The organism is Actinokineospora terrae, from assembly GCF_900111175.1.
In the GTDB taxonomy this organism is placed as follows: Bacteria; Actinomycetota; Actinomycetes; order Mycobacteriales; family Pseudonocardiaceae; genus Actinokineospora; species Actinokineospora terrae.
In genome coordinates this window covers 151209-166208 of sequence record NZ_FOGI01000009.1, presented here as the reverse complement: position 1 = coordinate 166208, position 15000 = coordinate 151209, and the positions used below count along the sequence as shown (strand labels likewise).

The window sequence follows — 15000 nt, the reverse complement described above, 5'->3', positions numbered from 1 at the left end:
GGGAGGGCCGTCTCTTCAGGCCCGCCTTTGTGCTCTTCCCAGGAGGTCGCAGGGGCCCCGCGCAAAACAAGTTCGCCGCATCGAGCACAGCTCGAAACTCGCGTCCCCCTGCAATGGCGAAGCCGAGCCGTCCCCCACGCAATGCCGCAGGCGAGCCGACCCCGCACCGGCAACCAGTACTGGCCCAGACGGGCGACTTCCCAACTCCCCCCACCACCGCCCCACCCGCATTGATACCGTCCCCAACGGGGTCCGCTCACCGTCAACACCGTTGGGGAGATCAGTGAGCCGTCCTTGGCATGTCCCGGCCGCCCTGCTGGTGGTGCTCTGCGCCGCCTGCACGACGCAAACCGGGGGTACCGCCCTCCCCGCCCCGGGCGCGCCTGCGGGCACCACCTCGACCAACGGCCGTCCGCAGCCCGACCCGCGCGCGCTGCAGGCCGCCCAGCCCTGCGACCTGCTCCCCGCCGCCGCCCTCAGGCCTCTAGGTGTGACCGGCGTGGGCAAGCCCGCGAGCACCTCCAAGGCCCGCCAGTGCGAGTGGCGGGTCGACAAGGGCACCGTCGCGGAGAGCTACACCATCGCCGTGGTGATCTACGAGTCCACCGGCGTCGCCGACATCAAGACCGACAAGGAGATCGAGTACCTCAACGTCGGCGCCCACTCCGCCGCCCGCTTCTTCACCCGCGGCAGCGCCGGGTGCGCCCTCGGCCTGGAGATCACCCCCACCTCCCGGGTGGACGTCCAGGTCACCGGCGAGGACCCCGAGGCACTGTGCGGCCCGGCCCTGGAGGCCGCCAAGCAGGTCGAACCCGCCCTGCCCTGACGGAACCACCCCCCACCCCGGATGCGTCACAACCAGGACGCGCCCGCGGGGCTGTTGGTACGGTGCCCCCGGAGTCCGAACGGTATTCGGGGGCAACGATGTACATCGACGAAGGGCCGGGCGCCCCGCTCAGCGCCATCGGCCGCGCCATGGACGACTTCGCGGGCAACGCCGCCTCCGGCCGCTTCTCCGTCAACGAACGCGGCGGCGAAGCCCTCCTGACCGCCATTCGCAACATGGCCGAATGGGTCGATGGCCAGCAGTTCGGGTTCGATCTCCTGCTGCAGTCGCCCAAGCTGGGTAGCTCGAACAACGCCGAGGTCATGAAGCCTTTCCTGCAGCAGGTCGCCGGGGATGAGCGGGGTTTCGTCACCCAGTTGAAGCAGTTCAGGGAGTCGCTGGTGAAGGCCGAGGAGGGCATCAAGCAGGCGATGGCCAACTACCGTGCCACGGACGACTCGAACGCGACCAAGTACTGAGTGTGCGCGAACTGGAAGGGTATGGGGGGCTCGTGAGAAGGACGTTATTGCTCGTTCCGGTAGCTGTGCTGGCGTTGGCCGCGGGTGCTTGCACGAGCGCCGAGGGGGGCAGTCCGGTTCCCAGCGGGGACGCTGGTCGGACGGGCGTACCCAGCACGGCGCCGACCACCTCCAAGACGACCACCTCCGCCTCGCCCGTCGACTCGCTCAAGCCGTGTGAGCTGCTCACCTCTTCGGCGGCGGCGGCGATCGGTGTGTCCGGCTCGGGGAAGGCGAAAGGTGGGTCGACCCCGTCGTGCGAGTGGCGGGTCGACAAGGGGAGCGTCGCCGACAGCTACCTGGTGGGCATCGCCGTCCACGACGACGTCGGCCTGGATGACGCCGTGGCCTCCGGTAGCGTCGAGCGGATCGAGGTCGGTTCCCGCAAGGCCGCCCGCTTCCTCGGTCCGAGCAAGTCGAGTTGCTTCATCGCGCTCGAGTTGGGTGCCAAGTCGAGGGTCGACGTGGTCGCCACCGGTGGTGATGGGCAGAAGCTGTGCGCGCCCGCGTTGGACGCGGCGAAGCTTGTCGAACCTGAATTGCCCTGAGGTAGCTGGGAGGTAGGTCATGCCTGGTCAGGCGCGGACGGCGTACACGCCGCACCGGGGGGACCCGGGGACGGTGGACGTCTCCGATCCGAGTAGTCCGAACTACGACCCCGGGGCGTCCGGGTACGACCGGACCTACGACAGCAGCAGTGAGTTCTACATCGACCGCAAGGGCACCTCCGACACGAGTGCGGACGTGCACGACCGGGCCGAGCAGCAGGTCGACCAGGACATCGACGACGCGCCGTTCTGGCCGGGGTTGTGGAAGCGGTTCAACCGCAACAGCGATGTGGAGCAGCAGTACAACCAGGACATGTCGGCGCAGGCGCGGGAGTTGGCCGCCGGGGTGGACACGCGGCAGCCGCCGGGGATGCAGTGCACGAACTACGCCAACTTCGCGCACGGGGACCTCAAGCCGATGGTGACCCAGGACGTCGACCCCGACCAGGTCGGTGAGATGGGTGAGCTGTACCTGAACGCGGGCAACGCGATGACCCGGTTCCAGTCCGAGGTGGCGTCGGCGGTCAACGACAGCCAGGCGGACTGGAAGGGCGAGGCGGGGGACTCGGCGCGGTTGTTCATGGTCGGGATCGGCAACTGGGTGGGCACGGCGGGCCAGAGCGCGCAGTTGGCCGGGACCCAGGCCGGGTTGCAGTCGACGGCGCTGGCGGACGCGAAGAACTCGATGCCCGACGAGGTGCCGTTCGACGCGTCGGCGGCGAGCCGGGACCTGATGACGACCACGAACCCGCTGGACCTGGTCCGCAAGTCGGCGATGTACGTCAACGACTACCGCGAGAGCCAGAACGCGCGCGAGGAAGCGGCCAGGGTCGTCACCACCTACGACAGTTCCCTCGGCACGTCCTCGACGATGCCCGCTTTCGCCGCCCCGCCGCAGATGGGCGACTCGACCGGCGACGACGCGAAGACCCTCGACGACGGCAAGGGCGTCAAGGACCCCGGCAACCAGGACGTCAACCTCCGCCACAACGGCAAGGACAGCCCGACCGGCGGCTACCGCCCCAACGGCGGCCACGGCGAGAACGGCACCGGTGTCTCCCCGGTGCCCGGCGGCGGTTTTCAGCCCGGCACCGGCCCCGGCGGCGGTGCGAACCCGGGCGGCACGACCCCGGGTGGGACGAACCCCGGCGGCACGAACCCCGGCACCTGGAACCCCGGCGACCCCGGCACCAACCCCGGCAGGCCGTTCCCCAACCCGAATCCGAACCCCAATCCCAACCCGAACCCGACCCTGCCCGGCGGCCTCGCGCCCATGCCCGGCGGCTCGTTCGGCGGTGGTGACGACATCACCCGCCGTGGCGGTGGTTTCGGCGGCGGACGCGGCCCCGGTGGCGGCTTCGGCGGCGGAGCCGGTGGTGGTGCGGGCGGCGGCGGAGGTGGCGGTGCGGGCACCGGTGGCGGTGGCCTCGGCGCCAGGTCCGGCGCGCTCGGCCCCGGCATGGGTGCGGGCGCGGGCGCGCTCGCCGCGGAGCAGGCGGCGATGGGCCGCGGCGGTGCCGCTGGTGCGGCCGGTCGCGGTGGCGGCGCGGGCATGGGTGGCGGGATGGGTGGCGGCGGCCGTGGTCAGGGCGGCGAGGACGAGGAGCACACCCGTCCGTCGTACCTGGTCGAGGCCGACCCGGACGAGGTCTTCGGCACCGACGAGATGACCGCGCCACCGGTGATCGGCGGATAGCACTCGATGCCCCGTTCGTTCACGTTGTCGCTGGCCGCGGTGGACACCCTGGGCCAGGTGCTCAGGGTCAACCCGAGGCTGTTCCCGTTCGAGGTGCCCAGCTTCGGCAGGCTGTTCGACGACCGCGCCCGCATCGCCAAGGCGGTGTTCACCGACCTCTACGGTCGTGGACTCATCGGCCGCGACGAGGTGGACCACGACGTCGAGACGGCGCTGCGGATCACCAGCGAGCACGACGTCGGCATCGGGGTGATGGGCACCGTCGAGAAAGACCGTCCGATCAGGGCACGGGCCGCGATCCTCGGCGCGACAGCGGTTCTCGCCGTCCAAGAGGGACAGACGATCCGGTTCGACCTGATGGCGCCGAGCTCGGTGGCCAGGGCGCTGGTCGAGCTGCTGCCCAAGGCGCAGGCCGGTCCCGGCCAGTCGGTGATGGTGACCGAGGCCCCGCAGGCGCAGGAGAGCGGTTACGTGCGCCCGGTCCGCGCCGCCAGGTCCACTTCGGACACCCAGCTGCGGCTGGCGGCGACCATGCTGGAGCGCCCGCGCACCGGGTTCGGGTTCTACTCGGTGAGCGGCAAGGGCCGCCACGGCCGCGAGGTGGAGGTGGGCACGGTCGGCTGGATCGACACCGAGTCCGGCCGCTACCTGTCGGTGACCAGGCCCCAGCCAGACGGCGCTATCCGCGCTACGTACTCCCCCGCCGACGCCACCAGGCTGACCCGCCAGCTCGACGAGCTGATCACCACCGCGACACCGAGGCGGTGACGCGAGACCGCCCCGCCCGGGCGAACCCGAGCGGGGCGGTGCGGACTTGGGGGTCTTACAGGTCGTCGCCGGTGAGCGAGCCGGGCATCCGGCCGGTCACCACGAACACGACGCGCTTGGCCACCGACACCGCGTGGTCGGCGTAGCGCTCGTAGAACCGGCCGAGCAGGGTGACGTCCACAGCGGACGCGACGCCGTGCTCCCACTCCTTGTTCATGATCACGGTGAACAGGTGCCGGTGCAGGTCGTCCATCTCGTCGTCGGCGTCCTCGATGGCGCGCGCCGCGGCGACGTCCCGGCTGTGGATGACCTCCTCGGCCTTGCGCGCGAGGGCAACCGCGATCCGGCCCATCTCGGCGAAGTAGCCCTGCACCTGCTCGGGGAGCACGGGGGCCGGGTGCCGCCTGCGGGCGACCTTGGCCACGTGCAGGGCGAGGTCGCCCATCCGCTCCAGGCTCTCCGCGGCGTGGATGACGGCGAGCACGGTCCGCAGGTCGGTGGCGACCGGCGCCTGCAGCGCGAGCAGCGCGTACGCCTGCTCCTCGCACTCCGAGCGGGCGTCGTCGATCGCCTCGTCGCCGCTGATGACCTGCTCGGCGATGCTCAGGTTCGCCTCGAGCAGCGCACGCGTGGCGAGCTCCATCGCATCAGCGACCTTGGAGCACATGCCCGCGAGATTGGTGGCCAGCTGACCGAGTTCGAGATGGTAGGCCTCACGCATGCGCACAGCCTAGAGGCCCGTTCGCGGAGATGCGCCATCCCCAGGTGAAGCGAAGGTGAACGCGGCGCGACTAAGCGCACTTCACATCGGAGCCGTTGACCGTGGACAGGTCGGGCAGCGGCTTCGGGGCGGGCGTCGGGGTGGGCGTGCCCGGCGTGCCGGGGGCGACGACCTGGCCGGTGAACTCGGGGCCGATCACCAGCACCAGTGCGGCGGACATCGACGGGTCCTCCTGCATGGTGGCGTTCGGGATCGTGGAGGCGAGGGTCTGCGCGGCGGCCTCGTGGCCCTTGCCGTAGCGCACGACGGTCCGCGCCACGGGCGCCGTCGGGTTGACCTGGACCACGGTGAAGCCGAAGGCCTCGAGCTTCTCGGCGGTGCGCTTGGCGATGCCGCCGGTCTCGTTGCCGCCGTTGAGCACCTGCACCTTGAGCGTCTTCGGGTCGACCGGCTCGCGCAGCGGCGCCGCCTGCTGCTGGGTGCCGCCGTTGTCGGTCGCGGGCGGTGGCGGGGCCTCGCCGCTCAGCGGTTCCTTGTTGATGATCGCCCGGAACAGCCGGTCCGCGTCGTCCTTGCGCAGCACCTCGTTGCCGCGCGAGTTCGACGTGCCGACGGTGGGCACGGTGATGAAGGTGACCCGGCCCGCCTCCAGGTTCTGCAGCGACTGGCCCAGCTGCATCAGCGAGTCGACGCCGATGTTGTCGCCGAAGGTGGACTTGGCGACCTCGCCGGTGAACGAGGTCAGCTTCGACGGGTCGAGCAGCACCTGGCCGGACATCGCCTTGCGCAGCAGCGAGGACAGGAACCGCTGCTGGCGCTTGATGCGGCCGTAGTCGGAGGTCGGGTCGCCGCGCACGTGCCTGGCCCGGACGAAGTCGAGGGCCTGCTCGCCGCGCAGCACCACCTCGGTGCCCGCGTCCTTGACGATCCACTTGTTGAGCTTGGTGTCGAACATCGGCTTCTCGACGCAGACGTTGACCCCGTCCACCGCGTCGACCATGCCGCGGAAGCCGGTGAAGTCGATGCCGACGAACCGGGTGATCTGCAGCCCGGACAGCTCCTGCACGACCTTGGTCACGCACAGCGGCCCGCCGACCTGGTAGGCGGTGTTCATCTTCGCGTTCTTCTTCGGCTCGACCTGCTCGCCGGTGTACTTGGCCGCCTTCGCGTCGAACCGCTCGCAGCCGGGCCGGTTGATCTCCAGGTCGCGCGGGAAGGACACGATCACCACGCGGCTGCGGTCGGCCGGGATGTGCGCGATCATCACGGTGTCCGAGCGGGCCCCCGGCACGTCGCTGGAGTTGCCGACGCCCTCCTCGGCGTCGGCGCCCTCGCGGGAGTCGGACCCGACCAGCAGGAAGTTCTCGTCGCCGCGCTGGCCTGCCGCGTTCTGGATGGACTCGGACCCGGGGTCGAGCGCGCGCACCTGCTCGATGGCGTTGTCGGCCCACTGCTTGATGCCCCAGCCGACCCCGGCCGCGGCGAACACGACCACGGCGGCCGACCCGGAGAACACCTTCGCCAGCAGCGACCACCGGCCGCGCTTGGGCTTGTCGTCGTCGCCATCGGTGTCGGCGTCGCCGTCCGGCCCGCGGTCGACCGGCTCGACCACCACGGTCGGCTCGGCGGGCATGGCAGCGAGCTCGTCGAGCTTGTCGTCGAGCTCGGCCGCCTCGGAGCCCCACGGCGTCTTGATCCGCTTGGACTTCTTGGCCTTCTCCTCGGCCCGCATCTCGTCGTGCACCTTGGAGAACCGCGCGAGCGTCTGGTCGACCCGCCGCCGCTTCTGCACGGCCTCGCCGATCGGCTCCATCTCGGTGGTGAGCCCGACCAGCTCCTGCGGCGACACCCCGCTCGGCGGCGTCAACTTCCCGTCCGGCGCGGGCGGCATCGACGACTGCCCCGGCGGCTGCTGGTTGGGGATCCGCGGCTTCGGCTGCCCCTCGACGACCGGGTGCCCACCACTGGACTCACCGCGGCCCGGGACCGGGTGGCTCCCGGTGCCCTGCGGGCCGGGGACGGGGTGGCTGCCGGTGCCCTGCGGCGAGTCGAGCCTGCGCCCCTGCTCCACCGGCTCACCGCGGCCGGGGATCGGGTGGGAGCCGGTGCCCTGGGGGCCGTCGAGCGGCCCACCGCGGAAACCGGGCTGGCCCTGGATCGGGGCGCGGTTCTGCCGGACGTCCGGGCCGGGCACGGGGTGCGCACCGGTGCGACCGGGACCATCGTGCTCGGGTCGCCGCGCGTCGGGTCCGGGGATCGGGTGCGCCCCAGTGCGACCGGGCACGTCCTGGTCCGCCGGACCTGGCCTGCGGGCGTCCGGGTAGCCGTTGCGCGCCGGGACGTCGTGTTCGGGTCGGCGCGCGTCGGGTCCGGGGATCGGGTGGGAGCCGGTGCGGCCGGGCACGTCCTGACCCGGGCCGGGCTGCCGGGTATCCGGGTGGCCGTTGCGACCGGGGCCTTCGGGCTCGGGCCTGCGGACGTCGAGACCGGGACCCGGGTGCGATCCGGTGCGGCCGGGCACATCTTGATCAGGACCATGTCGGCGGGTGTCCGGGTGGCCGGTGCGCGGGGCGCCGTCGTGCTCGGGTCGGCGCGCGTCGACACCGGGCAACGGGTGGGAGCCGGTGCGGCCGGGCATGTTCTGCTCCGGACCGGGCTGGCGGGCGTCCGGGTGGCCGTTGCGGGCGGGGACGTCGTGTTCGGGTCGGCGGGCGTCGGGTCCGGGGATCGGGTGGGCGCCGGTGCGAGGCGCACCGTTGCGGCCGTCGTGTTCCGGACCGGTGCGGCGGGCGTCCGGGCTCGGCAGGGGATGCGACCCGGTCCGCCCGGGTAGGGGGTGCGCACCGGTGCGCGGATCGGCACCGGGGGCGCCGTTGCGTCCGGCCGCGTTCTGCTCCGGTCGGGACCGACGCGGATCCGGCCGACTGCCGCTGCCAGGTACGTCCGGCCCGGTGATCGGGTGCCCGCCGTTGCGCCCGGCAGCGTCGTAGGCCTGGCCCGCTCGACGCGGATCAGGGTGACCATTGCTGCCCGGACCATCACCCTCGCGCCGCGGGTCTATCCCGGCACTCGGCTGTCGCCCGGCGGCGTCGTGCTCTCGGCGCGGGTCTGGGCGGCCGTTGCGGCCGGGCACGTCGTGCTCGACGAACCGAGAGTCCGGGCGTCCGGGTGCGTCAGGGAGCGGGTGGGCACCCGTGCGGCCGGGGATGGCCTGGTCCGGCTGGGCGCGGCGGGGGCCTGCGGCCTGGGGGCCGGGGACCTGGTGCTGGCCGGTGGCGTGCGGGGGTCCGGGGATCGGGTGCTGGCCGGTCGGCGCGGGTGCGGGGCGGCGGCCCGGGGCCGGGTGCGAGCCGGTGCCGCGCGGTGACTCGAGCGGGTGGTCGAGGTCGCGGGGCCTGCCCGGGGCCGGGTGCGAGCCGGTGCCCTGCGGTGCGTCCAGCGGACCTTCGGGAACCCGGCCGCCGGGCTGACGGCGGCCCACGGGCTCCTGCGGTCCGCGGCGCCCGGGTGACGGCGGCCGGTTCTCCGAGTACGGGCGACCCACCTGCCGGTCGTCGAGCGGGAAGTCGGGCGTGCCGACCGGGTGCGCCGGGCCGCGCCGCGGCTCCGACCGGGACGGCTCGCTGAGCGCCGAGCGCACGGGCTCGGACCGGTTGGGCTCGTTGAGAGCCGACTCCGGTAACCGGCGGTCGGGCCGGGACGAGTCGGGCAGCGCGCGGCTGTACCGCTCGGACAGGGTCGGCTCGCTGGGAACCGAGCTGGGGCGACGCAGTGGTTCACCGGACGTCGGGCGGTGCCGGTCGGACCGCGTCTGCTCGTCCAGCGCCGACTCGGGCCTGCCCCGGCGCGGTTGTCCGCTCTGCTCGGGGGACTCGGCGAAACCGGAGTCGGGCCTCGTGCGGCGGAAGGCCTCGGGGATCCCGCGGCGCGGCTCGGGACTGGGGCGCGACTCCGAGGGCGTGGCCTCGTCCAGTGCCGAGTCGGGCCGCGCGCGGCGTGCGGGCTCGTCGACCACCGGGTCTTGACGGGCGCGGCGGCCGGTGGCGGGCTCGTCGGCGTGGCGGGCGACTGGCGGCGGCGGGTTGCCGGGCAGCGAGCGCCTGGCGTCGGCGCGGCCGCGGCTCGCGGACTCGGCGAACGTTTCCTTCTTGGCCCGCTTCCCGGTGCTCGCCGCGGGGCCGAGCAGGTCGGCGACCGAGGTGGGGCGCTCGTCGTCGTCCCGCTTCGGCCGGGGCGCGCGCTCGACGGGCTGGCCGGTGGACTGCGCGAGGATGTCGGCGGGGACCGCGTGCGTGGCGGTCCGGCTGCGCCGGGGCAGTTCGGCGCGCGGGGGTTCCTGGCGCGGCGGCGGCGGGGGCTCGGGCGCGGGGAGTTCGGGGGCGCTGCGGCGGCCACCGGAGCTGATGACGTTGCGGTGCACGTCCGGCTCGGCGCCGTCCCGGGCAGCGTGCTCTTGGGCGGCGGCGTGCTCTCGGGCGGCGGAGTGCCGGGAGGCGGGCTCCTGGGCGGCGCGGCGGCCGCCCTGGTGTCTCGGTACCTCGTCCGGCTCGTCCGCCTCGGGTATCGGCATCAGGTTCGACCGGGAGCCGCTGTGCCGCTCGACCAGGTCGGAGACGCTGACCCCGCCCGCACCCTCCATCGACCGGCGCCTGCGTCGCGGCTGCTCGGCTGGTTCCGGGGCGCGGCGCTTGCCGCCGGACGAGGAGCCAGGGGCGCGGTCGTGGTCGTCGGACACCCGTGCTCCATTCCCTCGAGAGGCTCCGCTGTGTGCGAACCGTTGTCGGTTGGTTATCAACACGTTGCCGTGCCGCGTTCGGTTGCCTACCCGATCGTGTCACGCTGCCGGAGCGATAGTACGGATGGCTGTCCCTCGTGACGATGGCAGACCGGGTTTCGTTCACTATCAGTACGGAGTTCCGCGCATGGCTCTAGCCCGATCAGGGTAGCCCCGGTCGGGCGAGGTACTTATCGCGCTGACGCTCGTGGTGTGACGATCGCGCGCCTGCCCGCCGCCGCTCCGGCCAGGTGAGCGGTGCCCTCCAGCAGATATGCGACGGCGTTGCGCCCGGACTGCTTCGCCGTGTAGAGCAGGGCATCGGCCTCGCGGAGCTGACGCTCCGGAGCCGCCGGTGTGTTGTCCGCCACTCGGATGGCCGGTTCGTGCGCCAGTCCGATGCTCACCGTGACCCGCAGCCCCAGCACCAGGCTCGACCACGGGTACCGCTCGACCCGACCGCGCGCGGCCTCGGCGATCTCGACCGCGGCGTTCTGGTCGATCCCGGGCAGCACGAGCACGAACTCCTCGCCGCCGTAGCGCGCGCAGAACCCGCCGTCGGGCAGCCCGTCCTGCAGCAGTTCCACCACGCGCTGCAGCACGCGGTCGCCGACCAGGTGGCCGAAGGTGTCGTTGACCTGCTTGAACCAGTCCAGGTCGACCAGCGCGACGGCGAGCCCGTTCGCGGTGCCCTGCTCGGCGACCAGGTCGACCAGCCGCTGGTCGAGGTAGCGGCGGTTGTAGCTGGCGGTGAGGCTGTCGCGGATGCTCTGCTCGTGCGCCTCGGCGTGCTCGCGGCGCAGCCGGTCGACCTCGCGGCGGAACTGCTCGGGGATCTGCGGCGGGGCGCTCATCTCCGACATCAGGTCGAGCGCGGAGCGCAGGTGCTGGTACGCCTGGCGGTACTGGCCGCGGGAGGCGAGCAGCGCCGCGATCGACTCGTGCAGGCTGACCAGGTTGGCCGTGTCCGCTGGCGGGTCGTCCGGGTTCTCGGTGCGCTCGGTGATCGCCGGGTGGCGCAGCGGCACCGTCGGCTCGCTGACCCGGTGGTCCCGCCACGGGCTGTCCCGCTGGTCGGGCTCGGGCTTGGCGACACCTCGTCCCAGAACGGCCACCGCGGTCACCTCCCTACGTACGTGTGTGTCGTCCGGAATGACGCCGCGCTTGAGCGACCGGGACGCATGGACGCAGGAATTCCCCCTACTGGTGGACCCCACGCTGCTCCAAACAAGTGACTGACCAGCACGGCGGTCGCGATCCGCGCACGCTCGGTATCACCCGTTCGGAGTCACCGGGTCGGGCAGGGAGTGAAGCCGTAGGCCCTGCCGTCGAGCACCACGACCCGCTGCGACCCGATCTGCTCGGCCAGGGTCGCGCTGTCGCGCCGGATCCGCACCGACACGCCCACGACGTAGACGGTGCCGCGCGGGGTCTTGGTGGACTTCTCCGGCTTCCACTTCGGGTCGGTGCGCAGGGTCGAGAGCGCGGGCTCGATCCGCAGCGTCAGGTTGCCCAGCTCGCACTGGGAGTCGAAGTCGGGGTGCTGGGTGCGCCGCAGGAAGTCCCGCTGCGCGCTCGCGCCGTCCGCACCGGCCTCGTTGAGCTCGGTGAAGTACTTGCTGACCACGTCCCGCCCGGAGGTGACCCCCGCCGCGGGCACCGGCGTCCCCTCGACCGTGGTGGCGCACCCGGCCGCGGCGAGCAGGACCAGGAGGACGCCAGGCAGCGCGCGCATCAGCCCCCCGAGTGCATCAGCTCGGCACCCTCGGGCACGGCGGCGTCCTCGGGGTCGTCCAGCCACCCCTCGGGCAGCACCACCCGCCCCGGCGACCCCTGCCGCCCGCGCGGCCCCTCGGCCTCGGCGGGGTACGGCGCGTCGTGGTCGAGCTTGCCCAGCAGGTCTTCCAGCTCGGCCAACCCGGACACCATGGCGAACGCCCGGCGCAGGTCGGCCCCGATCGGGAAGCCCCGCAGGTACCAGGCCATGTGTTTGCGCAGGTCGCGCAGGCCCTTCTCCTCGCCGATGTGGTCGGCGAGCAGCACGCCGTGCCGGTGCAGGATCGCCGCCACCTCCCCCAACGTCGGCCCCACCGGAACCGGCTGCCCGGTCAGCGCGGCGTGCAGCTCCCGGAACAGCCACGGCCTGCCCAGGCACCCCCGCCCGACCACGACCCCGTCGCACCCGGTCTCCCGCATCATCCGCAGCGCGTCGTCGGCGCTGAAGATGTCGCCGTTGCCCAACACCGGAACGCCCGTCACAGCCTCCTTGAGCCGCGCGATCCGCGACCAGTCAGCCTCCCCCGAGTACCGCTGCGCCGCCGTCCGCGCGTGCAACGCGACCGCCACCGCGCCCTCGGCCTCCGCGATCCGCCCGGCGTCGAGATAAGTGAGGTGCTCGTCGTCGATCCCCACCCGGAACTTCACCGTCACCGGGATGTCCCCCGCCGCCCGCACCGCGGCCCGCACGATCTCCGCGAACAACCGCCGCTTGTAGGGCAGTGCAGCGCCGCCACCCTTGCGGGTCACCTTGGGCACCGGGCAGCCGAAGTTCATGTCCAGGTGATCGGCCAGCCCCTCGCCCGCGATGATCGTGACGGCGTCGGTGACGTTCTTCGGATCGACGCTGTAGAGCTGCAACGACCTGGGGTGCTCGTCCGCCCCGAAGGTCATCATCTCGATCGTCTTCGAGTCCCGCTCGACGATCGCCCGCGCGGTCACCATCTCGCACACGTAGACCGAGGTCGGACTCCCGAACTCCCGGCACAACTGCCGGAACGCCACATTCGTGATCCCCGCCATCGGCGCGAGCACCACCGCCGGACTCACCACATAGGGCCCGATCCGGAACGAGGAGGCAACAGCAGACACGAGGCCCAGGCTAGCTGTTCGGGTTCTCGGCCAGTGCGGTGCTCAGGGCGTCGTAGTTGGCCTGGTCGAAGGCGACGAACCTGATCAGGGTGGCTGTGGTGGGGGTTGAGCGGACCGTGGTGATGGCGATGTGGGCGGCTCGGTCGACGGGGAAGCGGTAGACGCCGGTGGAGATGGCGGGGAAGGCGAGGGTGTTGGCGCCGAGTTCGTCGGCGAGGGCGAGGCTGCGGCGGTAGCAGGAGGCCAGGGTGTCGTCCTCGCCGAACCGGCCGCCTTCCCAGACCGGGCCGACGGTGTGGATGACGTGTTTGACCGGGGCGAGGTCGAAGGCGGGGGTGGCCTTGGCGTCACCCGGGGCGCACGGGGCGAGGGCGGCGCCCGCCCTGGCCAGGGCGGGTCCGGCGGCGCGGTGGATCGCGCCGTCGACACCTCCACCGCCGAGCAGGGACTCGTTCGCGGCGTTCACCAGGGCGTCGACGTGTTCCTCGGTGATGTCGCCGAGGGCGATCTCCAGTCGGGTCATGGGTCCAGCCTGGCCGATCCCCCGGCGGACACGGCCAGGGTTCTCGCGCAGCGAACGGCAGGTGGCCCCGTCCCGGGGGTGGGACAGGGCCCGCCGGTCAGGACAGTTCGGAGTACCAGTCCGAGACGGTGGCCTCCGAGGAGTCGTCCGGCGAGCACGAGTCGTAGCCGTCGTCCAGGCCGGAGTCGTCGAGGCCGGTGCTGTTCGGGTCGTCGTAACCGCCGTCCGAGGTCGAGTCGTCCGACGGCGAGTCGACGGTGTTGTCGTCCGGCCCGCTGCCGTCCTCGACCGTGTTGTCGTCGGGCCCGCTGCCGTCGTCCACGGCGGTGTCGTCGGTCGGCTGGTTCTCGAAGCCGCCGTCCTCGATGTCGGTCGAGCGGTCGTCGGTCGTCGGGTGCGCGGGCGGCAGGTCGGCGCCGTCGTCCGGGACGTCGCTGGGCACGTCCTGGGTCTGGTCGTTCGCGGGCGCGTCCGGGGTGGTCGGGTGCGTGTCCGCCTCGTCGCCGCCGATGCCCTTCTCGTTCCAGGTGCCCAGCCCGGTCGGGTCGTTGTAGGCGGACTCGGCGACGCCGTCGTCGTTGTAGTCGAGCAGCGCGGTGTCGGCGACGCCGTCGCCGTCGGAGTCCCACATGCGGTCGTCGTAGCGGCCGTCGCCGTCGAAGTCGACCGCGATGGCGTCGTTGGTGCCGTCGCCGTCCACGTCCGCGTCCGCCTGGCCGTGGTGCACGTTCGGGGCGCTCTCCCCGGTACCGAAGCGGTATTCGATGTCCGCCATGTCTGCCCCCTCTGGGTCGAAGTCATCGGGATAGACGGCCATCCCCCCGACCCGGTTCCGCGCCGTCGCCGGGATCGTAGTGGCGAATCAGTCGAAAAAGGACGGTTTCGCCAAGGCAACCAGGTGGGCCCGTGGCGCGTCGGCCCACGGCCCGCCGTGCCCGGCGAGGGCCCGGTGCCAGGTCAGCGCCCTGGCGATCTTGCCGACCCGGCAGGCCAGCGCCAGGTCCGCCAGCAGCTCGGCGCGCGGCGCGAGGTCGGTGAACGCCTCCAGGTACGCGTCGCGGCCCCGGTCGCCATCGGTGCCGAGCAGCGACAACGGCACCAGCATCGAGGCGAACGAGTGCGCGACCACGCTGTCGCCCCAGTCGTAGAAACGCCCGTCCCGCAAGAAGTTCCCCGCGTGCAGGTCATTGTGGTCAATGCTCACCGGCACCGGTGACTCGGCCAGACGGGCGCACCACTCGGCGACCTTCGGCCCCATCGCGGCGATGTCGGCTGGTACGTCGTCGACCACCGCGAGTGCCTCCGTGAACCGCTCCGGCATCCGCGACGGCCGCATGTCGGGCACCCCGGCCGCCAGCACGGCGTCGGTGTGCGGGGCGAGGTCGCGCTGCATCTGCCCGTACGCGGGCAGGTAGTCGACCATCTCGCCCATCTCCGCCAGCGTCGGCCCGCCGTCGGGCAGCACGAGCCAGCCGCGCGCCGGGTCGGTCGCGATCGGCGCCAGCACCCGCTCCGGCACGGCCGCGTGCAGCACCTCGTAGAGCCGGACCTCCGCCGCCATGTGCGGGTTGGCTGCCTTGAGCCACACCGGTCCCGCGGTGGTGGGGGCCGTGAACACCCCAGCCCACGACCGCACCTTGCGCTCGGCCAGCGGGCCGACCCGGGTGATCCCCGCGTCGGCCAGTCGCTCGTCGAGCCAGTCCACGGCGCCGGCCTGCCAGGCCGCCGACTGCCACGTCTCGATGTCCACCCGGGGAA

Annotated in this window: 13 protein-coding genes; 5 read left to right on the top strand and 8 right to left on the bottom strand. The window is 72.6% G+C overall.

Translation table 11 applies throughout. The features are described 5' to 3' along the window. Nucleotides 1-283 precede the first annotated feature (283 nt). From BMY07_RS34465 to BMY07_RS21605, 5 genes are all read left to right on the top strand, one after another. Nucleotides 284-826: a DUF3558 family protein gene (locus BMY07_RS34465; RefSeq protein ID WP_177215696.1), complete on the top strand. Its 543-nt coding sequence runs from the start codon at nt 284-286 to the stop codon at nt 824-826. A 98-nt stretch (nt 827-924) separates the two neighbouring features. Beyond that, nucleotides 925-1305, top strand: a complete 381-nt coding sequence (locus BMY07_RS21620; protein ID WP_092781611.1) for a hypothetical protein — start codon at nt 925-927, stop codon at nt 1303-1305. Between the two features lie 32 nt (nt 1306-1337). Further along, a complete protein-coding gene (locus BMY07_RS21615) occupies nt 1338-1892 on the top strand; it encodes a DUF3558 family protein (RefSeq protein WP_177215695.1) in 555 nt (184 codons plus the stop codon). Between the two features lie 19 nt (nt 1893-1911). Beyond that, the gene (locus BMY07_RS34460; RefSeq protein ID WP_177215694.1) at nt 1912-3588 is read left to right on the top strand and encodes a hypothetical protein; all 1677 of its coding nucleotides are present in this window, start codon (nt 1912-1914) and stop codon (nt 3586-3588) included. Between the two features lie 6 nt (nt 3589-3594). Further along, nucleotides 3595-4356 (top strand): ESX secretion-associated protein EspG, encoded by a 762-nt coding sequence (locus tag BMY07_RS21605; protein ID WP_092781601.1) that lies wholly within the window; start codon nt 3595-3597, stop codon nt 4354-4356. 55 nt (nt 4357-4411) lie between these two features. Here BMY07_RS21605 and phoU read toward each other — a convergent pair whose 3' ends face one another. From phoU to BMY07_RS21565, 8 genes are all read right to left on the bottom strand, one after another. Then, a complete protein-coding gene (gene phoU / locus BMY07_RS21600) occupies nt 4412-5077 on the bottom strand; it encodes a phosphate signaling complex protein PhoU (protein WP_092782248.1) in 666 nt (221 codons plus the stop codon). 70 nt (nt 5078-5147) lie between these two features. Continuing rightward, the gene (locus tag BMY07_RS35915) at nt 5148-9812 is read right to left on the bottom strand and encodes an LCP family protein (RefSeq protein ID WP_092781598.1); all 4665 of its coding nucleotides are present in this window, start codon (nt 9810-9812) and stop codon (nt 5148-5150) included. 230 nt (nt 9813-10042) lie between these two features. Next, on the bottom strand, nt 10043-10975 hold the full coding sequence (locus tag BMY07_RS21590) for a GGDEF domain-containing protein (RefSeq protein ID WP_092781593.1): 933 nt from the start codon (nt 10973-10975) through the stop codon (nt 10043-10045). 164 nt (nt 10976-11139) lie between these two features. Continuing rightward, nucleotides 11140-11586 carry a hypothetical protein gene (locus tag BMY07_RS21585; protein WP_092781590.1) on the bottom strand — a complete coding sequence of 149 codons (447 nt, stop codon included), beginning with the start codon at nt 11584-11586 and terminating at the stop codon, nt 11140-11142. Beyond that, nucleotides 11586-12719, bottom strand: a complete 1134-nt coding sequence (gene dusB / locus BMY07_RS21580; protein ID WP_092781587.1) for a tRNA dihydrouridine synthase DusB — start codon at nt 12717-12719, stop codon at nt 11586-11588. Before dusB ends, BMY07_RS21585 begins: the two co-directional genes overlap by 1 nt. Nucleotides 12720-12729: 10 nt before the next feature. After that, nucleotides 12730-13242: an O-acetyl-ADP-ribose deacetylase gene (locus BMY07_RS21575; RefSeq protein WP_092781584.1), complete on the bottom strand. Its 513-nt coding sequence runs from the start codon at nt 13240-13242 to the stop codon at nt 12730-12732. 97 nt (nt 13243-13339) lie between these two features. Next, nucleotides 13340-14017: a hypothetical protein gene (locus tag BMY07_RS21570; RefSeq protein WP_143073585.1), complete on the bottom strand. Its 678-nt coding sequence runs from the start codon at nt 14015-14017 to the stop codon at nt 13340-13342. 87 nt (nt 14018-14104) lie between these two features. Next, nucleotides 14105-14992 (bottom strand): phosphotransferase family protein, encoded by an 888-nt coding sequence (locus BMY07_RS21565; RefSeq protein WP_092781578.1) that lies wholly within the window; start codon nt 14990-14992, stop codon nt 14105-14107. Nucleotides 14993-15000: the final 8 nt, after the last annotated feature.